Raw genomic sequence first — 22,856 nt, 5'->3', positions numbered from 1 at the left:
AAGCGGGTCGCGTCGCTATGCTCGCTCTGGTGTCGACCAAGGTCGACACCCACCAACAGCAGTGCAGTACGCAGTCCCGGCAGATCGCGGGAACCTGTCGAAGGCGGGGTGGCTCAGGTTGCGGGGGCGTGAGCGCCATGGATGGCGCGACCGAGGCTACATGGACGTACTTGCGCCGTCCCCCGCAACCTGAGCCACCCCGCCTCCCCTCAGGAAGCCAGCTTCTGCTGTTGCTTCAGCTCTTGCTGTTGCCGGCCAGCGGCCGGCACTACGGCGGGTGCAGGGCGCAGCCCTGCAAAGCAAACCCCACCCTCAGTAACGCGGCCGGCCTTCTTCCAGCACCTGGCGCAGGAACGGCACGGTGATCCGCCGCTTCGCCGCCAGCGACTCCCGGTCCAGCCAGTCCAGCAGCGTGATCAATCCACCCAGCTCGCGCCCGGTATGCGACAGCAGCCACTCGATCGAGGCCTCGTCGATCGCCAGCCCACGCCGCAGCGCGCTCACGCAGCACCGCTGCCCGTCCTTCCTCATCCAGCGGCTGCAGCAGCACACGCACGCACTGACCCAGCCGCGAACGCAGATCGGGCAGTACCAGGCCCAGTTCTTCCGGCGCCTTCTGCGCCGTGTACAGCACGGTCACGCCCGCAGCGCGCGCGGTTGTGGAAATCGAACAGCGCGATCTCGTCCTCGCGGTTGCCAGCCACCTCGTCCAGGCCGTCCAGCGCCACCAGCTCGCGCGCCTCCAGCCCATCCAACGCCGCGCGTACGCGGCCGGCGGCGCTGGCCAGCGGTACGTAGGTCGGCAGTCGCCCGGCCTGCTCGGCGCTGGAGCACATCGCCAGTGCCTGGTGGGTCTTGCCCGTGCCCGCCGCACCTTCCAGATAAACCCAATCGTGGCTGGCACCCACCGCGATCGCGCGCAGCTGCGCCAGCGCGCCGTCCGGCGCGCCGATGAAGGTCTCCAGGCGCTGGTCCCGCGGGTAATGCAGGGCCAGCGGCAGTTGCGGCACACCCATCACTTCAGGTCGGGGCCCTTGTCGTTCGGAACGATGATATGGGGCGCATCGACCACGCCGTCAAGCACGATCGCCGGCTTCTCACCCACGTACAGCTCGCTCTGGCGATAACGCTGGTGCGCGTAGCGCAGCAGCACGTTGGTCACCGCTGCCACCGGCAGCGCCAGCAGCATGCCGAGGAAGCCGAACAGCTGGCCGCCGGCCATCACCGCGAAGATCACTGCCACCGGGTGCAGGCCGATCTTGTCGCCGACAATCCGCGGGGTCAGCACGTAGCTTTCCAGCAGCTGGCCCACGGTGAACACCACGCCGACCAGGATCAGCAGCTTCAGGTCGAAGCCCTGTGCCTGCACCAGTGCGGCGACCACCGCCATCAGGATGCCGGTGGTCGCGCCCAGGTAGGGAATGAAGCTGATCAGGCCGGCAATCAGGCCGATCAGCAGACCCAGCTTGAGGCCGACCAGCGACAGGCCGCCGGCATAGATCACACCCAGCGCCAGCATCACCAGGAACTGACCGCGGATGAAGGCGCCCAGCACCTCGTTGGACTCACGCGCCAATGCGCTGATGGTGCCGATCTGGTTGCGCGGAATCACCGACGCCACGCGCTCGACCAGCTTGTCCCAGTCACGCAGGAAGTAGAACGCCAGGATCGGCAGCAGCAGGATGTTGACCACCCAGGTCACCATCGCAAAGCCCGAACGCGAGACGTAGCCCATGAACGTGGTGGCAAAGCCGCCGGCCTGCTGCCAGTGGCTGCGCACCCATTCGATCAGGCGGTCCGGGTCCAGCCACTGCATCACTTCCAGGCCGGTCTTCTGCTCGAACCAGGGAATGCCCTTTTCCATCAGCCACGCCTGTGCCTGCGGCGCGACCGCAATCAGGGTGGTGATCTGGCGCTCGATCATCGGCACCAGCACCAGCAGCAGCGCCACGATCACCAGCACCATCGCCGCGAACACCAGCACCACGCCGGTCATGCGCGAACGGCCGGTGGCCTCGATGCGGTCCACCAGCGGATCGCCCAGCCAGGCCAGCGCCAGCGCCAGCACGAACGGGGTCAGGATCGGCGCCAGCAACCACACCACCCAGCCGATCAGGCCGGCGAACAGGATGTACTTCAGGCGGCGCAGGAACTGCGCGATTTCCGCTTCCGGGGTCAGGTTCATCGCAGGCGGTACTCGTTGCTGACCGGCGCAGCGACCGGGGCACCGGTGGTGTCGTCGATCGGCGTCGGCAGGGCCGGCAGCGGTGCGCTCGGCACCAGCACGCCGTTGTCGCCCAGCATGCGGTTGAAGCCGGCCAGGCCGGTGGTCATCTCCAGGCTCAGCTCCAGCTGGCCGGCCGAAGCGTGCAGCGGGGTGACGTTGCGCACCACCGGCACCTCACGCAGGCCGGCAGCCAGGCGCAGGTAGTCGTCGGCACTGTTGATGCCGGTGACCACCACCCGATAGGTGCCGGCCTGGCCGACGGCCGCGCCGGCCTTGGCATAGCGCTTGACCAGCGCATCGGCGGCACCATCGGCACCGGCGGCCATCGCGCGCATGGCGTTGGCGTCCTTGCTGGTCCACTTGTTCAGCTCACGGCCGTTGTCGACGAACACCCAGTCCGCCTGCCAGCCGCCATTGGCGCGGTACAGCTTGCCGATCAGCTGCATCGGCGGCGAGTAGCGCGAAGAGGCACGGGCCACGGCGGCACTGTCCTGGCGCCAGATGGCACCGGCCAGCGCCTGTTCGGCGGCACCACCGCTGGGCAGGCCCAGCTTGTAGCCGCGTTCAATGGCGCGGTTCAGCAACGGGCGGGCGGCGTTGGCCTGCTGCACGCTGACCAGGCGCGGACCGCTGCCGTCATCGACGGCCAGCCACAGCACCGGCTTCGGTCGGGGCTGCGGCCACAGCGGCAGGCCCAGCGCCGACACCAGCGAATCGACATCGTCCTCGCGGAAGCGGGCCACCAGCAGGGTGCGGAAGCTGGGGGCGCCACTGGCGCTCACGCTCTGGTCCTGCTTGTAGTCGTAGCTGGCCACGTAATCCTTGGCATTGCGCAGCGCCTGCGCCACGCCAGGGCGCGACATCACGCTGCGATCGCCGGACAACTTGCCCAGTACAACGCTCAAGGCGCGGGCCAGGGCGCCGTTGCGGTCGGCTTCGGCCTGGCTGTTGACGGGCACTTCGGCCTCGTACGCGCCAGTGGCGGTGGCAACATCACCCTCGGTGCGCAGGCCGCTCTGGGCCATCGTGGCCACCGGCAGGCTCAGCGCAAGGAGCAGGGTCAGAATCAGGCTGCGGCGCATCAGGACATCCATTGGCTCGACGTATCCGGGGGAATTGTTGCCCGAATACGGCCTTTGCGCCAATGCGGCCTGTTAAAATCGCCCGTTCAACCCCTGCCAGCGCCGACGCCCGTGACCAACACCCCGTCTTCCGCCCCCTCCCCCCTCACCTACCGTGACGCGGGTGTCGACATCGACGCCGGCAACGAACTGGTCGAGCGGATCAAGCCCCTGGTCAAGCGCAGCTTCCGCCCGGAAGTGATGGGCGGCCTGGGCGGCTTCGGCGCCCTGTTCGACCTGTCCAACAAGTACCGCGAGCCGGTGCTGGTGTCGGGTACCGACGGCGTGGGCACCAAGTTGAAGCTGGCCCACCAGCTGAACCGCCACGATACGATCGGCATCGACCTGGTCGCCATGTGCGTGAACGACGTGCTGGTGCAGGGTGCCGAGCCGCTGTTCTTCCTGGACTACTTCGCCACCGGCAAGCTGGACATCGACACCGCCGCAGCGGTCGTGGGCGGCATCGCCAACGGCTGCACCGAGGCCGGCTGCGCGCTGATCGGCGGCGAAACCGCTGAAATGCCCGACATGTATGCCCCGGGCGAGTACGACCTGGCCGGCTTCACCGTCGCCGCGGTCGAGAAGAGCGAGCTGAAGGATGGCGCCAGCGTGGCTGCCGGCGACGTGCTGATCGGCATCGCTTCGTCCGGCCCGCATTCCAACGGCTACTCGCTGGTGCGCCGCATCTACGACCGCGCCGGCCGCCCGGCCGAGCTGGAGCTGGAAGGCGGCGTGAAGCTGGTCGATGCGCTGATGGCGCCGACCCGCCTGTACGTGAAGCCGATCCTGTCGCTGCTGAAGTCGCACGGCGCGGCCATCCACGGCATGGCCCACATCACCGGTGGCGGCCTGACCGAGAACATCATCCGCGTGGTGCCCGAAGGCCTCGGCCTGGACATCCAGGCCTCGTCCTGGACCCTGGCGCCGGTGTTCCAGTGGCTGCAGAAGGAAGGCGCGGTCGCCGACAGCGAGATGTGGCGCACCTTCAACTGCGGTATCGGCTTCGTGCTGATCGTGGCGCCGGACCAGGTGGCCGCGGTATCCGATGCGGTCAAGGCGCAGGGCCTGGAGCACTGGACCATCGGCCAGGTGGTCACCGCCGAAGGCGCCGAGCGCGTCCACATCGCCTGATCCCGACAACCCAGGAGCCCGCATGGACGCAACGCCCCCCTTGTCGCCCGCCCCCTTGTCGCCCGCCCCCGTGCCGCCGCCGCTGGCGACGGTACCGGTGTTCAACGCGCAGGATGCCGACCACCTGCGCATGCTGGCCATCGCGCACTACGTGGTCGGCGGCCTGATCGTGCTGTTCTCGCTGATCTTCATCATCCACATCGTGCTGGGCATCACCGCGCTCACCGGCAACCTGCCGATGAATTCCGGCGGCCAGCCGTCGTCGCCGGCCGAACAGCGCCTGTTCGGCTGGATGTTCACCCTCATCGGTTGCGTCGCCGTATTCGGTGGCGTCACCCTGGGCGCGTTCGTCGCCTATGCCGGACGCTGCCTGGCCCAGAGACGCCGCTACCTGCTGTGCCTGATCGCGGCCGGCCTGGCCTGCCTGTTCACCCCCGTCGGCACGGTGCTGGGGGTGTTCAGCCTGATCACCCTGCTGCGCCCGCAGGTGAAGGCCGCCTTCGACCTTCCCACCACGCCCGCATGACCGCCTCCGGCAATCCGCCGCCGCTGCCGCATCAGACCCTGGCGCAGCTGCAGCTGACCAGCCATCTGCAGACGCTGAAAGTGCTGTTCTACGCGTTGGCCGGCTTCCATTGGTTCGCCACAGTGGCGTTCCTTGGCCTCAGCGGATGGGTGGCCCACGCGCGCGGACTGGACGATGCCTGGATGCTGACCACGGTCTATGCGTCCATCGCCGTGCTGGCGGCCGTGCTGGGGTTCGTGCAGTTGTATACCGCGCGCCAGCTGTCACATCGCACCGGGCTGGCCTGGTGCCGGTGCGCGGCGTGGCTGGGCGTACTGGCCGGCCCGCTGGGCATGGCCTTGGCCGCCTATGCCTGGGTGTTCCTGTCCAAACCTGACATGGCCGCGCTGTTCGACCGCGGCGACCACCTCAGTGTCTGAACCTGCCGGCAGACGCCCCGTCCTTTCCTGATCGATTTCCCATGTCCGCGCCTGCCCTCCCCACGTCCGCTTCGCCCACCACCCACCGTTTCTCGGGCCCCAAGAAGCTGGCCTTTGCCGCCGTGCTGGCGGTGTTCGCAATCAGCTGGGTCCACCCGCTGTGGCCTACCGAACAGGCCCTGCACAGCACCCTGACCGTGATCGGGCTGGCCGCGCTGCTGTGGGTCGACCGTCGCGGCGGCTGGCTGGGCAACGGTGCCTTCATCGCGATCTGCGGCTTCATCGCCCTGCACTGCGTGGCCGCGCGCTGGCTGTATTCCAACGTGCCCTACGACGCATGGGCGCAGACGCTGAGCGGCTGGTCGCCGAATGCGGCCTTCGGCTGGCAGCGCAACCATTTCGATCGCCTCATCCACTTCCTGTTCGGCGTCTGCTTCACTCCTGCGCTGCTGCAGCTTGCCCGTCATGCGTGGCCGGCGCTGCGCCTGGGCCAAGCCTTCACCCTGGCGGTGATGACGGTGATGTGTGCCAGCCTGGTCTACGAATGGTTCGAGTGGGCCATCGCGCTGGCGCTGTCACCGGATGCTGCCGAGGCCTACAACGGGCAGCAGGGCGATATGTGGGACGCGCACGCCGACATGCTGATGGCCACCCTCGGCAGCCTGCTGATCTGGCCGCTGATCCGCCGGAGCGCTCAGCAGTGACCGCGACCACCCGCATTGCCGTGCTCGCCTCCGGCCGCGGCAGCAACCTGCAGGCCATCCTCGATGCCATTGCCGACGGCCGACTGCCCGCCGAGGTGGTCGGCGTGTTTTCCGACCGCCCCGCCGCAGAGGCCCTGCAGCGCGTCGCACCGAACCTGCGCTGGGCGCATGCACCGAAGTCCTTCAGCGACCGCGCCAGCTACGAGCAGGCGCTCGGCGATGCGCTGGCCGCATTACAACCGGACTGGATCGTCTGCGCCGGCTACATGCGCATCCTCGGCGCGGCCTTCGTACAGCGCTTCAATGGCCGGCTGGTCAACATCCATCCATCGCTGCTGCCGCTGCACAAGGGCCTGGACACCCACGCACGGGCGCTGCAGGCGGGCGACGCCGAGCACGGTGCCAGCGTGCATCTGGTCGTGCCCGAGCTGGATGCGGGCGCCGTGCTGGCGCAGGTGCGGGTGCCGGTGCTGCCCGGCGATGACGCCGACAGTCTGGCCGCGCGCGTGCTGGCGGTGGAGCATCCGCTGCTGATCGCCACCCTGCAGCTGTTGTGCGCCGGCCGCCTGGCTGAACGGGAGGGCCAGCCGCAACTGGACGGTCACCCCCTGTTTAGCCCGTTGGCCCTAGATTCCGCCGGGAACCTGAACCGGTAGTCCCCATGCACACGCCCCGCTGACTGCGGGGCTGGCATCCTGCCCCCTCCTGCGGTCCCTGTCCTCCATGAAGACCACGACCCTGCTGTCCACTCCATTGCTGTTGTCGCTTGCCGTGTTCCCCGGCGTGGGCTGGGGCCAGGCACAGGCGCCCGCCACCCCGCCGGCACCCGTGCCCGCAGCGCAGCCGCCAGCCGAGGCGCCGGCCGTACCGATGCCACCGGCACTGGCCTGGGAGCCACCGCCGCTGCAACCGTTCAGCGCCACCTACCAGGCCTTCTACAAGGGCAAGGAAGCGGGCGATGCCAGCATGCAGGTCACCCACACCGGCGGCAGCCAGTGGCGGGTGGACATGCAGGTGGTCGGCCGCCGCGGCTTTGCCAGCGTGCTGGGCCTGAACATCGAACAGAGCACGGTGTTCGAGGAGCGCAGCGGCGCGTATGCGCCGCTCAGCCAGAGCACGGTGCGCAAGGGCCTGTTCCTGGGCAAGAAGGCGGTCGGCACCTACAACTGGCAGGCCGGCACCGCGCAATGGACCGGTGACGTCAAGAAGGAACGCGCGCAACCTATCCCGCTGCAGGCAGGCGACCAGAGCGCGCTGCTGATCAACCTGGCGATCATGCGCGATGCGCGTCCAGGCGCCTCCATGCATTACCGCTACGTGGACATGGGCAAGGTCCGCGAACACGACTACCAGGCCGCGCCGCAGACCGAGAACGTCGAGGTCGGCGACCTGTCCTACAACGCACTGCGGGTCTACCGGACCAACGGTGGCAGAAACGAAACCATTCTCTGGATCGCCAACGGTGTCCCCACCCCGGTGCGCATCCTGCAACGCGAAGACGGCGAAGACCGCGTCGATCTGCGCCTGATCGAATACCAAGGAGTCTGAGCATGAATACCCTGACCCGCCCCCTCACCTGGATCGCAGCCGCTGCCCTGACCGTGGCCAGCCTGCCGGCCATGGCGCTGGAACCGTTCAAGGCCGATTACCTGGCCAGCTACATGGGCATGCAGGCCAACGGCACCATGACCCTGGCCAGCGAAGGCAGCAACAAGTGGCGCTACAGCCTGCAGGTGAAGAACCAGCTGGCCGACCTCAGCCAGAGCACGGTGTTCGAGGAAGTGCGTGGCCAGCTGCGCCCGCTCAGCAGCCAGGACCGTTCGGCGCTGCTGGTGAAGAAGCGCAACGTGCAGGCCAACTACAACTGGACCAGCAACCAGGCCACCTGGACCGGTGACATCAAGCCGGATCGCGCTGGCCCGATTGCGCTGAAAGCCGGTGACATGGACGCGCTGCTGATCAACCTGGCGATCGCCCGTGACCTGGCGGCGGGCAAGCCGCTGACCTATCGCATGGTCGACGAAGGCCGCATCAAGAACATGACGTACCGTGTGATCGGCAAGGAATCGATCACCGTGGGCGGCAAGAGCTACGAGGCCACCAAGGTCTCGCGCGCCGACGGCAACAAGGAGCTGATCGCCTGGATCGTGCCGGAATTCCCGGTGCCGGCGCGCATGCTGCAGCGTGAGAGCGGCCGCGATGCGCTGGACCTGACCATCAAGGCGATGAACTGACGCGCGAACCGGTAGTGCCGGCCACTGCCCGGCATTCTCGCGATGCTCCACGAGGTTGATGGGGTTGCCGGCCAGCGGCCGGCACTACCGAAAAGAAAACGCCCGCTTTCGCGGGCGTTTTCTTATTTCTTCGCTTCAGCCGGTTTCTGTTCCTCGGCCGGCTTGAACTCGGTCCGGCAGTCCACGCGGATCTGCTCACCGGTGCTGCGCCAGACGAAGGTGCGGCAATGACGGTTGCCGTCCTGGCTGTCGTTCACTGCGACCGCATAGAACGACTCGATGATTTCATCACGCGAGACCGTGCCATCGCCGTTCCAGTCCATGTCCTTCTGCTCGATGCCCTGGGTGATGGCGATGTTGGCGTACCAGGCATAGCCCAGCCACGCCAGCACGATCAGCACCAGGGCCAGCAGCGCCTTGCGACGCGGGCTGAACTTGCCGCGCAGGATCATGGCACGCGCCGGATGGTGGCACCGAGCGAAGACAGCTTCTCTTCGATGTTCTCGTAGCCACGATCAAGGTGGTAGATCCGGTCGATGGTGGTATCGCCGCTGGCCATCAGGCCGGCCAGGATCAGCGAGGCCGAGGCGCGCAGGTCGGTGGCCATCACCGGCGCGCCGCTCAGGTGCTCGTTGCCACGCACGATGGCGGTATGCCCTTCGACCTGGATATCCGCGCCCAGGCGCAGCAGTTCGTTGACGTGCATGAAACGGTTCTCGAAGATCGTTTCGTTGATCACGCCCACGCCGTCGGCCACGCAGTTGAGCGCCATGAACTGCGCCTGCATGTCGGTCGGGAATGCCGGGTAAGGCGCGGTGGTCAGGTTGACCGCCTTCGGCCGCTTGCCCTGCATGTCCAGGGTGATGGTGTCTTCGGTGGTCTCGATCTTCGCACCGGCTTCGACCAGCTTGGACAGCACCGCGTCCATGGTATTCGGGCGCGCACGGTTGACCGTGACCTTGCCACCGGTCATCGCTGCGGCCACCAGGAAGGTGCCGGTCTCGATGCGGTCGGGCAGCACTTCATGGCGGCCGCCGGACAGGCGCTCGACGCCTTCGATCACCAGGCGGGCAGTGCCCAGGCCTTCGATCTTCGCGCCCAGCGCGATCAGGCAGTGCGCCAGATCGGTCACTTCCGGTTCCATCGCGCAGTTGTCGAGGATGGTGGTGCCTTCGGCCAGCACCGCGCCCATCAGCACATTCTCGGTGCCGGTGACGCTGACCATGTCGAAGGTGAAGTGCCCCCCCTTCAGCCGCTTGGCGGTGGCCTTGATGAAGCCGTTCTCGACCACGATCTCGGCACCCAGCGCCTGCAGGCCCTTGATGTGCTGGTCGACCGGACGCGAACCGATCGCGCAGCCGCCCGGCAGCGATACTTCGGCCGCGCCGAAGCGGGCCAGCAGCGGGCCCAGCACCAGGATCGAGGCGCGCATGGTCTTGACCAGCTCGTACGGTGCCACGTGCTGGTTGACCGAACGCGGGTCGACCACGATCGCACTGCCGCGCGACAGCGTGCCCTGGTCGATGGTGACCTTGGCGCCCAGCTCGCCCAGCAGCTTCACCGTGGTGACCACGTCGTGCAGGTGCGGCACGTTGGTGATCTCCACCGGCGCATCGGCCAGCAGGGTCGCGCAGAGAATGGGGAGGACGGCGTTCTTGGCGCCGGAGATGCTCACTTCACCGTGCAGCGCAGCGCCGCCGGTCACAACGATCTTGGCCATGTATTCGGGATCTTCTGCGGTTCAGCCGGCTTCGGCCGGGGTCACGGTTTTCAGCGCCAGCGCGTGGATCGCGCCGCCCATCAGGTCGCCCAGCGTGGCATACACCATGCGGTGGCGAGCCAGCGGCATCTTGCCGGCGAAGGCCTCGCAGACCACGGTCGCTTCGAAATGCACGCCATCGTCGCCCTGCACGTCGGCGCGGGCGCCGGGCAGGCCGGTTTCGATCAGATTGCGGATGGTGTCGGCGTCCAACGGGCTTTCCTAATAAAATGTGCCTCCATTCTACTTCCGCTGCGTGGCGTCCGCATGGCCGAATCCCTGTTGCCCCCCCGTTCCGTCGACCCTGCCGGCCTGGTCGCCAGCGGCCGCCGCGTCTTCGAGATCGAGCGGCAGGCGCTGGACGCCGTGGCCGACCGCCTTGGCGAGGCGTTCCAGCAGGCCTGCCAGGCGATCCTGGGCAGCCGCGGCCGGGTGGTCGCCACCGGCATGGGCAAGTCCGGGCACATCGCCCGCAAGATCGCCGCCACCCTGGCGTCCACCGGTACGCCGGCGTTCTACGTGCACCCGGGTGAAGCCGGCCACGGCGACCTGGGCATGATCACCGAGGACGACGTGGTGCTGGCCCTGTCCTATTCGGGCGAGTCAGACGAGGTGCTGATGCTGCTGCCGGTGCTCAAGCGCCAGGGCAACGTGCTGATTTCCATGACCGGGCGCCCACAGTCCAGCCTAGCCACCGCCGCCGACATCCACCTGGACGTGAGCGTGCCGGCCGAGGCCTGTCCGCTGGCGCTGGCGCCGACCTCCAGCACCACCGCCTCGCTGGCGATGGGCGACGCGCTGGCGGTGGCCCTGCTCGATGCGCGCGGCTTCACCGCCGACGATTTCGCCCGTTCACACCCGGCCGGCAGCCTCGGCCGCCGCCTGCTGCTGCACATCACCGACGTGATGCACACCGGCGACGACCTGCCCAGCGTGGGCGCCGACGCCAGTCTCAGTGAAGCGCTGATGGAGATGAGCCGCAAACGGCTGGGCATGACCGCCGTGGTCGATGCCGGCGGCGTGCTGATCGGCCTGTTCACCGACGGCGACCTGCGCCGCGCGCTGGACAGCGCGCTGGACGTGCGCACCGCGAAGATCGCCGATGTGATGACGCGCAACCCACGCACCATCGGCGCCGACCAGCTGGCGGTGGAGGCGGCCCGGCTGATGGAGACCCACAAGATCACCGGCCTGATCGTGGTCGATGGCCAGGGCCGTGCGGTCGGCGCCCTGAACATTCATGACCTGTTGCGGGCCCGGGTGGTTTAACCGACAGTCCGTAGACCCCATTCAGTCTGTACTGCCCCACCCGAACCCACCGAGCCTGCCGCCCTGATGCCCTGGTCCCCCTTGCCCGCCTTCCCTGCCCACCTGCATGCCGCCGCGGCCCGTATCCGCCTGGCCTGCTTCGACGTGGACGGCACCCTCACCGACGGTCGGCTGTACTACGACAAGGACGGCAACGAGAGCAAGGCGTACTTCGTGCAGGATGGCCTGGGCCTGAAACTGCTGCAGCAGCACGGCATCCATCCCGTGCTGATCACCGCGCGCAACAGCCAGTCCGCGCTCAAGCGCGGCGCCGACCTCGGCATCGACACCCAGATCGCCGTAGGCGACAAGCTGGCCAGCGTGCAGGCGCTGTGCGCGCAGCATGGCATCGGCCTGGAACAGGTGGCCTTCATGGGCGATGACCTGCCGGACCTGGCGCCGCTGGGCGCGGTCGGCCTGGCGGTGGCACCGGCCAACGCCCATCCGTGGATCGCCGAGCGCGTGCACTGGCAGACCCGTGCCAATGGCGGGCGTGGCGCCGCGCGCGAGCTGTGCGACATCCTGCTGGCCGCGCAGGGGCATGTGGACGCCGTACTGGCGAGGTTCGGCGCATGAACCTGCCGACCGTGAACTGGCGCACCCTGCTCGGCATCGGCCTGCTGCTGGCCGCCCTGCTGAGCAGCTGGGCGGCGCTGCGCAACCGCGACAAGGGGCCAGCCAGTGGCGGCCAGGAAGTGGGCGTGGATTACATCCTGCACGACTTCCAGATCGTCGCCCTGGATGAGCAAGGCAAGGAATCGACCACGCTGCGCGCACCGTTGCTGGAACGCCAGCGCGGTGACCAGACCATCAACATCGCCACGCCGTTGTTCGAGATGCCGGACAAGGATGGCAGGCACTGGACCCTGCGTGCCGAAACCGGCTGGCTCAGCGCCAAGGGCGACGAGATGAAGCTGCGCGGCAACGTCGCCGGCGACAGCCCGGTCGGCCCGGGCACGGTGCCGACCACCTTCCGCACAGACCATCTGGACGTGTTCCCGAAGGAAAACCGCGCCCGCACCGACGCCCTGGTGACCATGACCCGCCCGGGCATGGAACAGTCCGGTGTCGGCTTCGAAGTGGATTCGAAGAACAACACGTATCATTTCCTCAGCCAGTCCAAGGGCCGCTACACGCCCAAACGCTGATTCCGCCGCCAGCCTGCGACGTCTCCGGACAGGCGCAAGGCCGGCAGCCCCACCCGCCCGCCCCCGGTCCACCCGGGAGGCCCCCACCGGTAGAACGGACCCCGATGAAGATTCCCTTTGCCGCCGTACTCGCGCTTGGTCTTCTTGTCCCCAGCGCCGCCTTCGCCAAGTCCACCGACCGCAACGAAGACATGCACATCGATTCCGGCGCCCAGTCGGGCACGCTCACCGGCGACGGCAAGACCGTGCTGTCGCAGGGCGTGATCATCACCCAGGGCACGCTGGACCTGCGCTCGTCCGAGGCCGAGATCTACCTCAAGGACGGCGAAGCGGTGCGTGTGGTGTTCACCGGCAAGCAGGCCAAGATGAAGCAGCAGCTCGATGATGGCACCTGGATGGACGCGCTGGCCGATCGCATCGACTACGACATCAAGACCGAGATCATCACCCTGACCGGCAACTATAAGGTCACCAGCGCGCGGCACCAATGCCGGCCAGCGCATGATCTACAACACCCGCACCGGCGAAATGAACTCCGGTGGTGACGGCAGCCGCGTGCGCACCGTCATCCCGCCGAAGAACAAGACCCCGGCCGCACCTGCGGCACAGCCCAAGGCCACCACGCCGGCACAGCCGGCCGGGAGCAGGAAGTAATGCTCGTTGCCAAGGGCCTGCGCAAGAAGTACAAGCAACGCGAAGTCGTCAAGGACTTCGGGCTGACCCTCGACGCCGGTGAAGTGGTCGGCCTGCTCGGCCCCAACGGCGCCGGCAAGACCACCTGCTTCTACATGATCGTCGGCCTGGTTGCCGCCGATGCTGGCAGCATCGTGCTCGACGGCAAGGACATCACCGGCGACCCGATGTATACCCGGGCCAAGCAGGGCGTGGGTTACCTGCCGCAGGAGCCGTCGGTGTTCCGCAAGCTGACCGTGGCCGACAACATCCGCCTGGTGCTGGAGCTGCGCGAGGGCCTGGATTCGGCTGGCCGCGAGCGTGAATTGAACAGCCTGCTCGACGAACTGCAGCTGGGCCACGTCGCCGACCAGCTCGGCGCCAGCCTGTCCGGTGGCGAACGTCGCCGCTGCGAGATCGCCCGTGCCCTGGCCGCGCAGCCGCGCCTGATCCTGCTCGACGAACCGTTCGCCGGCGTCGACCCGATTTCCGTCGGCGAGATCCAGCGCATCGTCACTCATCTCAAGCAGCGTGGCATCGGCGTGCTGATCACCGACCACAACGTGCGCGAGACCTTGGGAATCTGCGACCGCGCGTATATTCTCGCTGAGGGCAGCGTGCTGGCCCAGGGCTCGCCGGAAGCGATCCTGGACAATGCCGACGTGCGTCGCGTCTACCTCGGGGATTCCTTCAAGCTGTGACGGCAAGCGCCGGGTCCCTCTCCTTCCTTTCGGCACAGGCATGAAGACTCGGCTGCAGACATCGTTGGGACAGCAACTGGTGCTCACGCCCCAGTTGCAGCAGGCGATCAAGCTGCTGCAGATGTCCACCACCGAGCTGGAGCTGGAGATCGCCCAGGCGGTGGAAAGCAATCCGCTGCTGGACTGGGCCGACAGCAGTGACAGCAGCAGCGCCAGCAACGAAGGCAGCGATGGCAACGACGGTGACGCCCCGGCAGAACGTACCGATGCCGGTGACGACTGGGCACCGGCCGAACTGGACTGGAGCGCGGCCGGCAGCGGCGGCAGCTTCGACGATGACGACGACACCGGCAGCGCCGCCGAGCGCGTAGCCGAAACCGAAACACTGGCCGACCATCTGCTGTGGCAGCTGCATCTGTCGCATTTGTCCTCGCGTGATCGCAGTATCGGTGCCGCACTGATCGATGCGCTGGACGACGACGGTTACCTGCGCGAGCCGCTGGCCACCATCGCCGAAACCCTGTTGCCGGCGATCCACGCCGACGAGGACGAGATCCTCGCCGTGCTGCACCGCATCCAGCGTTTCGATCCGGTCGGTGTGGCTGCACGCACGCTGGGCGAATGCCTGCTGCTGCAGCTGGATGTGCTGGCCGGTGACACGCCCGGCCTGGTGCTGGCGCGACAGATTGCCGCAGGCCCGCTGGAACGGCTGCCGCGCAGCGGCGTCGCCGGGCTGGCCCATGAACTGAAACAGCCCTTGGACGAGGTCGAGACCGCAGTCACCCTGCTGCGCTCGCTGGACCCGCGCCCGGGCACGCAGATCGCACCGCTGTCGCAGGACACCTACGTGGTGCCGGATGTGGTGGTGTGGCGGCAGAACGGCGTATGGCGCGCAGCGCTGGCCGCGCATGCCGGGCCGAAGGTGGTGATCCACCGCGGCTACGAACAGCTGATCCGACGTTGTGGCGACGCCGATGCCGGCTACCTGCGTGCCCAGCTGCAGGAGGAAGCGCGCTGGCTGCTGAAAGGGCTGCAGCAGCGTGGCGAAACCCTGCTGCGGGTGGTACGCAGCCTGATCCTGCAGCAGGCCAGCTTCCTCGAATTCGGCGAGCAGGCGCTGCGTCCACTGACCCTGCGCGAGATCGCCACCGAGCTCGGCCTGCACGAATCCACGGTCTCGCGTGCGATCGCCCGCAAGCACGTGCGTACCCCGCGCGGCACCCTGCCGCTGCGCGCCTTCTTCGCCTCGGGCATCGATACCGAGGGCGGTGGCGAGGCGTCCAGCACGGCCATCCAGGCGATGATCCGGCGCCTGATCGACGACGAGAACCCGCGCAAGCCGCTTTCTGACGCCAAGCTGGCTGACCTGCTCAAATCGTCGGGAATTCCAGTAGCGCGACGCACCGTGGCGAAGTATCGTGAAGCCATGAACATTTCCGCCTCGCACGAAAGGGTCAGAATCGCTTGACGCGCCGCCGCGCCCGGCGGAGAGGTTCATTGGCACATCCGAACACAGGAGAAACCCGATGCGCATCGAAACGTTTGGCAAAGATGTCGAAGTCACCCCGGCCCTGCAGTCCTATGTAGAGGAGAAGCTGGCCCGGATCGGCAAACACTTCGACCAGCACTGCGAAGCGCGGGTGACCCTCAAGCTGCAGAAGACCGAACACCACGTCGACGCCAGCCTCAACATTCCCGGCCAGACCCTGCACGCCGAGGCCAATGCCCAGACCATGTATGCCGCGATCGACCTGCTTGCGGACAAGCTTGACCGTCTGGTGATCAAGCACAAGGAGAAAAAACAGCAGCACGCACCGCTGCCGGTGGGCGACAATGGTGGCTGATCGCCACCGCTCCCCGCAGACATGCCCCTGACTGATCTCCTGGCGGCCGTGCAGACCCAGCTCTGCACGGCCACCGACCGCGACAGCGTCCTGCAGGCCGCCGCCGGGTTGCTGGCCTGCCGCCAGGCCAACGCCGAACAGATCTATCTGAACCTGTGCCAGCGCGAAGCGCTGGGCAGCACCGCGATCGGTCACGGCATCGCCATTCCCCACGGCCGCGCGCCAACCCTGGACCGTCCCCGCGGCGCCCTGCTGCGGTTGGCCACCCCGGTCGACTTCGGTGGCGACGAGCCGGTGGACCTGGTGTTCGCCATGGCCGTCCCCGCCCACTACACCCACCAGCACCTGATGCTGCTGTCCGAGCTGGCCGAGCTGTTTTCGGCGCCCGACATCCGCCAGGCCCTGCGCGAAGCGGGCGATGCCCGGGCGCTGCGCGAGGCGCTGGACATGACCCCACCTGCGAGTGCCGCATGAATACCAGCATCACCGCCCGTGAACTGTTCGAACAGCAGCGCGAGCGGCTGGGGCTGCGCTGGGCTGCCGGCAAGTCCGGCGAGAAGCGCGAGCTGGAGGCCGGCAACACGGTCTCGCGGCGTCCATCGCTGGCTGGTTATCTCAATGCGATCTACCCCAACAAGGTGCAGATCCTGGGCACCGAGGAACTGTCCTGGCTGGATGCGCTGGAACCGCGCCAGCGCTGGGAGACCATCGAAAAGATCATGCAGTCGCACCCGCTGGCGCTGGTGCTGACCCGCAACCAGGCCTGCCCGGAAGACCTGCGCGCCGCTGCTGACGAATCCGGCACGCCGCTGTGGCTGTCGCCCAAGCGCGGCCACGAACTGCTCAACCATCTGTCCTACCACCTGGCGCGCACGCTGGCGCCGCGGGTGATCCTGCATGGCGTGTTCATGGAGATCTACTCCATCGGCGTGCTGATCACCGGTGAGGCCGGATCGGGCAAGAGCGAGCTGGCGCTGGAGCTGCTCAGCCGCGGCCACCGCCTGGTTGCCGACGATGCCCCCGAATTCACCCAGATCGCGCCCGACGTGCTCGATGGCACCTGCCCCGAACTGCTGCAGGACCTGCTGGAAGTGCGCGGCTTGGGCGTGCTGAACGTGCGCGAGATGTTCGGCGACACGGCTGTAAAGAAGAACAAGTACCTTCGGCTGATCGTCCACCTGACCAAGCCGATGACCGAACCCACCCCGCATGGCTACGAGCGCCTGACCGGCGACTCGGGCACCCGCCATGTGCTGGACCTGGATGTACCGCTGATCACCCTGCCGGTGATGCCCGGCCGCAACCTGGCCGTGCTGACCGAGGCCGCGACCCGCCTGCACATCCTGCGCACCAAGGGCATCGACCCGGCGGCCATGTTCATCGCCCGCCACAGCAACCTGCTGGAACGGCGAACACCCTGATTCCCCTGTCCTTCGAAGAGCCTGTCCATGAGCACCGTCACCCCCTCCGCCCCGACCCTGATCATCGTCAGCGGCCTGTCCGGCTCGGGTAAATCCGTCGCCCTGAAGACCTTCGAGGACCAGGACTACTACTGCTCGGACAACCTGCCGATCAATCTGCTGCCCGACTTCGTGCGCAGCCTGCTGGCCAACCACGACGGCAGCGCACCACGCCGCCTGGCCGTAGGCATCGACGTGCGCGGCCAGGCCGACCTGAGCCAGCTGGGCGACTGGCGGCAGCTGGCCACCGATGCCGGCGTGGAAGTGAAGGTGCTGTTCTTCGAGGCCAGCGACGAGGCCGTGCTCAAACGCTACGCCGACACCCGCCGCCGCCATCCACTGAGCCAGCTGGGCCTGTCGCTGCCCGAAGCGATCGCGCGTGAGCGTGAATTGACCGCACCGCTGCGCCGCGAGGCCGATGCGGTGATCGATACCAGCAATCTCAACGTGCATCAGCTGCGGCGGCGGATCATCACCGAGTTCACGATGGACCATGCCACCGGCCTGTCGCTGCTGTTCGAATCGTTCGCCTACAAGCGCGGCGTGCCGGCCGAGGCTGACTTCGTGTTCGATGCGCGGGTGCTGCCCAATCCACACTGGGACCCGGATCTGCGTGCGCTGAGTGGCCGCGAACCGGGTGTGCGCGACTACCTGGAAGCGCAGCCGGACGTGCAGCGCTACCTGACCCAGCTGATGGATTTCCTCGATACCTGGCTGCCGAAGCTGGGGGATGGCACCCGCAGCTATGTGACCGTGGCCTTCGGCTGCACCGGCGGCAAGCACCGTTCGGTGTTCCTGGCCGAGCGCCTGGCCCGGCATGCCCGCGAGATGGGCTGGGAAGACGTGGCGACCTACCACCGCGAACAGGATTGAGGGGGTCGGCCGGGCTGCGCCCGGCACCCGCAGAGGCCACGTCAACGGCAAGAGCGGGATTACGTGGGATGGCGGGGCGGTGTGGGTCTGCAGGACACGCTGTAAACCCGTCCATGGGGGCTCGATGGCGCCATCCATGGCGCCAACGGTCCTGCAGACCCACACCGCCCCGCCTCTGACAGATTCCGTGTGCTGTTGGTAGGTGTCGACCTTGGTCGACACTGCAGATCCACGCCATGCGTGGATGAGTCCCGGTCAGGCACCGAAAAACGGATGGGTCGGATCCTTTTCCAACGGAAATGGGCTCCGGCCCGAGCAACACTGAATACGGGACACAGTGCCCCTCATCTGCTGCTATCGCCAATTCACCTTGACCTGTTAACGTGCAGTAATGACCTGTGGCATTCTCCTCGTAACACATCCCGGGGTCGGGACCGCCCTGCTTGACGTGGCGACCCGGCTCCTGCGGCAATTGCCGCTGAAAACCGAAGCTTTCGAAGTACCGTTCGACGCAGACCTGGACGCCCTGCTCCCGCTCGCCTCAGCCGCTCTGCGGCGGGTCGACAATGGTGAAGGCGTGCTGATCCTGACCGACCTGTACGGCGCCAGCCCCGCCAACCTTGCCGGGCAGCTGGCCCGGCTGGGGACCCCGGTTCGCCGGGTGTCGGCGCTGAGCCTGCCGATGTTGCTGCGGGTGATGAATTATCCGGAACAGGGACTGGATCAACTGCCCGCCACAGCCGCGGCGGGTACCCGTAATGGAGCGATAGTCGACGATGCTTGAACGAGAACTCACCGTGAGCAACCGCCTGGGCCTGCACGCCCGGGCCACCGCCAAGCTGGTGCAGACCCTGGCGCCGTTCCGCTGCAACGTGACCATGGCCGCCAAGGGCCGTGAGATCAACGCCAAGAGCATCATGGGCGTGATGCTGCTGGCCGCCGGCCAGGGCACCCCGGTCATGGTGCGCATCAACGGCGAGGACGAAGCCGCCGCGATGGAAGCGGTGGTCGGCTTGTTCGAACGCCGCTTCGACGAGGACAGCTGAGCGTGCCGCGCGCGCGCCGGCCAGGTCCCTTCCGGCCAGCGGCCGGTACAGCTGCTGGCCGGGCACGGTGCTGCCCGTGGCGCGGCGATGGGCCGGGCGCGGGTGCGCCTGCCACATGCGCTGGAAGTGGCCGAGCAGCGCGTCGCCGCCCATCAGGTCGAGGCCGAGCTGGCCCGCCTGCACCGCGCGGTGGATGCCGCGCGCACCGAAATGCACGAACTGCGACAGCGCCTGCATGGCGCCCTGAACCAGGAAGTGGGCGAGTTCCTCGACCTGCATGCCCTGCTGCTGGACGACCCCGAGCTGTTGTTCGGGCTGGACGAACTGATCCGCAGCGGCCCCTACAGCGCCGGCTATGCGTTGCGCCTGCAGCGTGACCGCCTGGCCAAGGTCTTCGATGGCATGGACGATGCCTATCTGAAGAGCCGCATGGACGACCTCGACCATGTGATCGGCCGCATCCACGCCTTCCTGCAGCCCGAACGCCCGGAGGTGATGAAAGGCCTGGCCGGTGAAATCCTGGTCTGCGACAACATCGCGCCCTCCGAGCTTGCCCAGTTGCAGGCGCAGGGCGTGGTCGGCATCGTCACCGCCGCCGGCAGCGCGCTGTCGCACAGTGCGATCCTGGCGCGCAGCCTGCACCTGCCCTTGATCGTCAACGTGCCGCAGCTGCTCAGCCGCATCGCCGATGGCGACGTGCTGATCATCGATGGCGCCGACGGCAGCATCACCGCCAACCCGCAGGCCGACAACCTGCGCGACTACCGCGCGCCTGAAAGAACATGCGCGCGAGCAGCGCGAGCTCGGCCGCCTGCGCAGCAAACCCAGCCGTACCCGCGACCAGGTCGACATCGCCCTGCTGGCCAATGCCGAATCGCTGGAGGACGTCACCCAGGCGCATGCGCTGGGCGCGCAGGGGCTGGGCCTGTACCGCACCGAATTCCTGTTCCTGCAGCGCAACGAGCTGCCGGACGAAGAAGAACAGTTCCAGACCTACCGCGATGCCGCGTTGGGCATGAGCGGGCGACCGGTCACCATCCGCACGCTCGATCTGGGCGCGGACAAGGCCGACCGCACCGGCCTGACCCTGAGCAACGAAGAAAACCCGGCCCTGGGACTGCGCGGCGTACGCCTGTCGCTGGCACGGCCCAAGGTGGCCGACACCCAGCTGCGCGCGATCCTGCGCGCCTCGGCCTACGGCAAGCTGCGCGTACTGGTGCCGATGGTCAGCACCCGCGAGGAACTGCTGGCGGTGCGCCGACGCATGCTCAAGCTGACCGAGCAGCTGCGCAGCGAAGGCCACATGGTGTCCGACCATGTGCCGCTGGGGGCGATGATCGAGGTGCCCGCTGCGGCGTTGGCGCTGGAGAGCTTCATCGACCTGGTCGACTTCCTGTCGATCGGCACCAACGACCTGGTGCAGTACCTGCTGGCCGCTGACCGCAACAACGAGGCACTGGGCGAGCTGTATTCGCCGCTGCATCCGGCCGTGCTGCGGTTGCTGCAGATGGTGATCGAGACCGGCGCGCGGCATCGCATTCCGGTGGCGGTCTGCGGTGAGATGGCCGGTGATGCACGGATGACTCCGCTGCTGCTGGCGCTGGGCCTGAGCGAATTCAGCCTGCACCCCGGCACACTGCTGGAGGTGCGCCGCGCGATCCGCGAGGCCGACCTGGCCGCGCTGCGCGCGCGCACCGAAGCTGCTGGCCGCACGCGACCGTCGCGCGATCGAGCGCTGGCTGGCGCTGGTGGCGGATACGCCCTGAGCGCCAAGGGTAGTGCCGGCCGCTGGCCGGCAACCTCATGGCCTTCGATGGGGCCGCTTGCCGGCCAGCGGCCGGCACTACCACCGCCCGGCGGCTATGCGTTGAAACATCCCCTTGCGATAATGACGCGCTGAACACCCCTGTTGCCGCATCCTTGCCGGGATCGCGGCTTTTCTTATCCCGCGGGAGCTGCGATGGCTGAAGCTGTACGCCACGACAAGACTGCGCGCCAACTGCGGATGCTGTCCGACGCACTGGACAGCGGTCGGCTGGGCCCGGTGCGCCGCCTGGTCAACACCCTGGCCCCGGCCGAGATCGGCAACCTGCTCGAATCGCTGCCGCCGGGCAAGCGCGAGGTGGTCTGGGGCCTGGTCGATCCGGAAGATGACGGTGAGGTGCTGGTCCACGTCGGCGACGACGTGCGCGAGAGCCTGCTCGCCGACATGGACCCGGACGAGATCATCGCCGCGGTCGAAGACCTGGACATCGACGATCTGGCCGACCTGGTCGAAGACCTGCCGGACACGGTCATCGACGAAGTCCTCAAGTCGATGGACCGCGAGAACCGCGAGCGCCTGGAGCAGGTGCTGTCCTACCCCGAGGACAGCGCCGGCCGCCTGATGAACCCGGACGTGGTGACCGTGCGCGCCGACGTCAACGTTGACGTGGTGCTGCGCTACCTGCGCCTGCGTGGCGAACTGCCCGACCACACCGATCATCTGTTCGTGGTCAGCCGTCGCCATCAATACCTCGGCCGGGTGTCGCTGGCGGCACTGGTGACCCACGAGGACACCACCCCGATCAACCGCCTGATCGACGACGAGCAACCGGCGATCGATGTCGGCGAAAGCGACCAGGAGGTCGCCCGCCAGTTCTCCGACCATGACTGGATCTCCGCGCCGGTGGTGGACGACAACAACATCCTGGTCGGCCGCATCACCATCGATGACGTGGTCGACATCATCCGTGGACAGGCCGAGCACCAGGCGCTTGGCGCCGCCGGCCTGGACGAGGACGAGGATCTGTTCAGCCCGGTCTGGCGCGCCATGCGCCGCCGCCTGATGTGGCTGTCGGTCAATCTGTGCACGGCATTCCTGGCGTCCAGCGTGGTCGGCCACTTCGAGGGCACCATCGACAAGCTGGTGGCGCTGGCGGTGCTGATGCCGATCGTCGCCGGCCTCGGCGGCAATGCCGGCACCCAGGTGCTGGCGCTGATGGTGCGCGGCCTGGCGCTGGGCCAGGTGGGCGCCTCCAACGCGCGCACGCTGCTGTGGAAGGAAGTGCGGGTCGCCTTGTTGAACGGCGTGATGCTGGGCTCGGTACTGGGCCTGATCGTATTGGCCTGGTTCCATTCACCCGGACTGTCGGCGGTGATCGCCATCGCGCTGACCTGCAACCTGCTGTTCGCCGCGTTGGCCGGCGTGCTGGTGCCACTGACCCTGAAACGCTTCGGCTTCGACCCGGCGCTGGCCAGCGGCATCTTCCTGACCGCCGTGACCGACTCGATGGGCTTCTTCACCTTCCTCGGCCTGGCCACCCTGGTGCTGCTGCACTGACCGCATCAAGGATCGGGCCCCGCCAAGCGGGGCTCGGACCCCACTCAACGGGAACACCCATGGCAACAACGATAGAAAACTACTTCCAGCCCGGCTGGCGCGACCAGCAGCACACCTGCCCGGCCTGCGAATGGAAGGGCAGCTCGCGTGCCATGGAGATGGAGCTGGACGAGGACGCCACCGAGTACGACTGCCCGGTCTGCGAGAACCCACTGCTGGTGGTGCTGCACCCGGATATGGCGCAGGTGCAGGCTGCGGCCGCCGAAGGCAATGCCGAGGCACAGGAGCAGCTGGACATCATCGCCAGCTTCCCGCGCCCGCAGTGACGCGGCGCATGATGCCGGGCCGACGTTGGCGGACT

General features: G+C 67.6%; 25 protein-coding genes and 3 pseudogenes. 22 read left to right on the top strand and 6 right to left on the bottom strand.

Annotated elements, in window-relative coordinates:
- Nucleotides 1-312 precede the first annotated feature (312 nt).
- The 3 genes and pseudogenes from hda to ACZK2V_RS05455 form a co-directional block, all read right to left on the bottom strand.
- Nucleotides 313-1,016: pseudogene (gene hda, locus ACZK2V_RS05465) on the bottom strand (DnaA regulatory inactivator Hda).
- Nucleotides 1,016-2,185, bottom strand: coding sequence for an AI-2E family transporter (locus ACZK2V_RS05460; RefSeq protein ID WP_458075459.1), 1,170 nt, complete (start codon nt 2,183-2,185; stop codon nt 1,016-1,018). Before ACZK2V_RS05460 ends, hda begins: the two are co-directional and overlap by 1 nt.
- Nucleotides 2,182-3,321: a DUF2066 domain-containing protein gene (locus ACZK2V_RS05455; protein WP_032130361.1), complete on the bottom strand. Its 1,140-nt coding sequence runs from the start codon at nt 3,319-3,321 to the stop codon at nt 2,182-2,184. The genes ACZK2V_RS05460 and ACZK2V_RS05455 overlap by 4 nt, the downstream gene beginning before the upstream one ends.
- A gap of 99 nt (nt 3,322-3,420) precedes the next feature.
- Between ACZK2V_RS05455 and purM the strand changes: the two genes are divergently transcribed.
- The 7 genes from purM to ACZK2V_RS05420 all read left to right on the top strand — a co-directional run bounded on the left by purM (nt 3,421) and on the right by ACZK2V_RS05420 (nt 8,362).
- Nucleotides 3,421-4,479 carry a phosphoribosylformylglycinamidine cyclo-ligase gene (purM, locus tag ACZK2V_RS05450; RefSeq protein WP_458075460.1) on the top strand — a complete coding sequence of 353 codons (1,059 nt, stop codon included), beginning with the start codon at nt 3,421-3,423 and terminating at the stop codon, nt 4,477-4,479.
- A 22-nt stretch (nt 4,480-4,501) separates the two neighbouring features.
- The gene (locus ACZK2V_RS05445; RefSeq protein ID WP_458075461.1) at nt 4,502-5,005 is read left to right on the top strand and encodes a hypothetical protein; all 504 of its coding nucleotides are present in this window, start codon (nt 4,502-4,504) and stop codon (nt 5,003-5,005) included.
- Complete coding sequence (locus ACZK2V_RS05440) at nt 5,002-5,424, top strand: hypothetical protein (protein ID WP_458075462.1); 423 nt, start codon at nt 5,002-5,004, stop codon at nt 5,422-5,424. The genes ACZK2V_RS05445 and ACZK2V_RS05440 overlap by 4 nt, the downstream gene beginning before the upstream one ends.
- 41 nt (nt 5,425-5,465) lie before the next feature.
- Nucleotides 5,466-6,128 carry a DUF2238 domain-containing protein gene (locus tag ACZK2V_RS05435; protein WP_049398166.1) on the top strand — a complete coding sequence of 221 codons (663 nt, stop codon included), beginning with the start codon at nt 5,466-5,468 and terminating at the stop codon, nt 6,126-6,128.
- Nucleotides 6,125-6,784: a phosphoribosylglycinamide formyltransferase gene (gene purN / locus ACZK2V_RS05430; RefSeq protein WP_458075463.1), complete on the top strand. Its 660-nt coding sequence runs from the start codon at nt 6,125-6,127 to the stop codon at nt 6,782-6,784. Before ACZK2V_RS05435 ends, purN begins: the two co-directional genes overlap by 4 nt.
- A gap of 67 nt (nt 6,785-6,851) precedes the next feature.
- Nucleotides 6,852-7,676: a DUF3108 domain-containing protein gene (locus tag ACZK2V_RS05425; protein ID WP_486322974.1), complete on the top strand. Its 825-nt coding sequence runs from the start codon at nt 6,852-6,854 to the stop codon at nt 7,674-7,676.
- A gap of 2 nt (nt 7,677-7,678) precedes the next feature.
- On the top strand, nt 7,679-8,362 hold the full coding sequence (locus ACZK2V_RS05420) for a DUF3108 domain-containing protein (protein ID WP_010483632.1): 684 nt from the start codon (nt 7,679-7,681) through the stop codon (nt 8,360-8,362).
- Nucleotides 8,363-8,484: 122 nt separating this feature from the next.
- On the opposite strand, the gene ACZK2V_RS05415 is transcribed toward ACZK2V_RS05420, so the two are convergent.
- From ACZK2V_RS05415 to ACZK2V_RS05405, 3 genes are read right to left on the bottom strand one after another with little or no spacing between them, the layout of a single operon-like run.
- Complete coding sequence (locus ACZK2V_RS05415; RefSeq protein WP_032130368.1) at nt 8,485-8,814, bottom strand: hypothetical protein; 330 nt, start codon at nt 8,812-8,814, stop codon at nt 8,485-8,487.
- A complete protein-coding gene (gene murA / locus ACZK2V_RS05410; protein ID WP_071228066.1) occupies nt 8,811-10,082 on the bottom strand; it encodes a UDP-N-acetylglucosamine 1-carboxyvinyltransferase in 1,272 nt (423 codons plus the stop codon). Before murA ends, ACZK2V_RS05415 begins: the two co-directional genes overlap by 4 nt.
- A 21-nt stretch (nt 10,083-10,103) precedes the next feature.
- Nucleotides 10,104-10,334, bottom strand: a complete 231-nt coding sequence (locus ACZK2V_RS05405; RefSeq protein WP_005408396.1) for a BolA family protein — start codon at nt 10,332-10,334, stop codon at nt 10,104-10,106.
- Nucleotides 10,335-10,388: 54 nt separating this feature from the next.
- Here ACZK2V_RS05405 and ACZK2V_RS05400 point away from each other — a divergent pair, with 54 nt between their 5' ends.
- The 15 genes and pseudogenes from ACZK2V_RS05400 (at nt 10,389) to ACZK2V_RS05330 (ending at nt 22,821) form a co-directional block, all read left to right on the top strand.
- Nucleotides 10,389-11,390 (top strand): KpsF/GutQ family sugar-phosphate isomerase, encoded by a 1,002-nt coding sequence (locus tag ACZK2V_RS05400; protein ID WP_100437453.1) that lies wholly within the window; start codon nt 10,389-10,391, stop codon nt 11,388-11,390.
- A gap of 66 nt (nt 11,391-11,456) precedes the next feature.
- Complete coding sequence (locus ACZK2V_RS05395) at nt 11,457-12,005, top strand: KdsC family phosphatase (protein ID WP_459002653.1); 549 nt, start codon at nt 11,457-11,459, stop codon at nt 12,003-12,005.
- Complete coding sequence (gene lptC, locus ACZK2V_RS05390) at nt 12,002-12,577, top strand: LPS export ABC transporter periplasmic protein LptC (protein ID WP_071228064.1); 576 nt, start codon at nt 12,002-12,004, stop codon at nt 12,575-12,577. Before ACZK2V_RS05395 ends, lptC begins: the two co-directional genes overlap by 4 nt.
- Before the next feature lie 104 nt (nt 12,578-12,681).
- A pseudogene (gene lptA, locus ACZK2V_RS05385) lies at nt 12,682-13,231 on the top strand (lipopolysaccharide transport periplasmic protein LptA).
- Nucleotides 13,231-13,950: an LPS export ABC transporter ATP-binding protein gene (lptB, locus tag ACZK2V_RS05380; RefSeq protein ID WP_049400688.1), complete on the top strand. Its 720-nt coding sequence runs from the start codon at nt 13,231-13,233 to the stop codon at nt 13,948-13,950. Before lptA ends, lptB begins: the two are co-directional and overlap by 1 nt.
- 40 nt (nt 13,951-13,990) lie before the next feature.
- Nucleotides 13,991-15,418 (top strand): RNA polymerase factor sigma-54, encoded by a 1,428-nt coding sequence (locus tag ACZK2V_RS05375; RefSeq protein ID WP_486322973.1) that lies wholly within the window; start codon nt 13,991-13,993, stop codon nt 15,416-15,418.
- Between the two features lie 58 nt (nt 15,419-15,476).
- Complete coding sequence (gene hpf, locus ACZK2V_RS05370) at nt 15,477-15,794, top strand: ribosome hibernation-promoting factor, HPF/YfiA family (protein WP_004147311.1); 318 nt, start codon at nt 15,477-15,479, stop codon at nt 15,792-15,794.
- Between the two features lie 21 nt (nt 15,795-15,815).
- Nucleotides 15,816-16,268, top strand: coding sequence for a PTS sugar transporter subunit IIA (locus tag ACZK2V_RS05365; protein ID WP_032130191.1), 453 nt, complete (start codon nt 15,816-15,818; stop codon nt 16,266-16,268).
- Nucleotides 16,265-17,215 carry an HPr(Ser) kinase/phosphatase gene (gene hprK / locus ACZK2V_RS05360; protein ID WP_005408388.1) on the top strand — a complete coding sequence of 317 codons (951 nt, stop codon included), beginning with the start codon at nt 16,265-16,267 and terminating at the stop codon, nt 17,213-17,215. Before ACZK2V_RS05365 ends, hprK begins: the two co-directional genes overlap by 4 nt.
- A 27-nt stretch (nt 17,216-17,242) precedes the next feature.
- Nucleotides 17,243-18,127, top strand: coding sequence for an RNase adapter RapZ (gene rapZ / locus ACZK2V_RS05355; RefSeq protein WP_032130190.1), 885 nt, complete (start codon nt 17,243-17,245; stop codon nt 18,125-18,127).
- A 391-nt stretch (nt 18,128-18,518) separates the two neighbouring features.
- A complete protein-coding gene (locus tag ACZK2V_RS05350) occupies nt 18,519-18,911 on the top strand; it encodes a PTS sugar transporter subunit IIA (protein ID WP_049462131.1) in 393 nt (130 codons plus the stop codon).
- Nucleotides 18,904-19,173 carry an HPr family phosphocarrier protein gene (locus tag ACZK2V_RS05345; protein ID WP_486322972.1) on the top strand — a complete coding sequence of 90 codons (270 nt, stop codon included), beginning with the start codon at nt 18,904-18,906 and terminating at the stop codon, nt 19,171-19,173. Before ACZK2V_RS05350 ends, ACZK2V_RS05345 begins: the two co-directional genes overlap by 8 nt.
- 87 nt (nt 19,174-19,260) lie before the next feature.
- A pseudogene (gene ptsP, locus ACZK2V_RS05340) lies at nt 19,261-20,939 on the top strand (phosphoenolpyruvate--protein phosphotransferase).
- A 194-nt stretch (nt 20,940-21,133) separates the two neighbouring features.
- On the top strand, nt 21,134-22,495 hold the full coding sequence (mgtE, locus tag ACZK2V_RS05335) for a magnesium transporter (RefSeq protein WP_010483662.1): 1,362 nt from the start codon (nt 21,134-21,136) through the stop codon (nt 22,493-22,495).
- 59 nt (nt 22,496-22,554) lie between these two features.
- Nucleotides 22,555-22,821, top strand: a complete 267-nt coding sequence (locus ACZK2V_RS05330; protein ID WP_010483664.1) for a hypothetical protein — start codon at nt 22,555-22,557, stop codon at nt 22,819-22,821.
- Nucleotides 22,822-22,856 lie beyond the last annotated feature (35 nt).

The sequence above is a fragment of the Stenotrophomonas sp. 93052_Sma genome (assembly GCF_056481145.1).
This window is presented reverse-complemented; position numbering and strand designations above follow the sequence as displayed.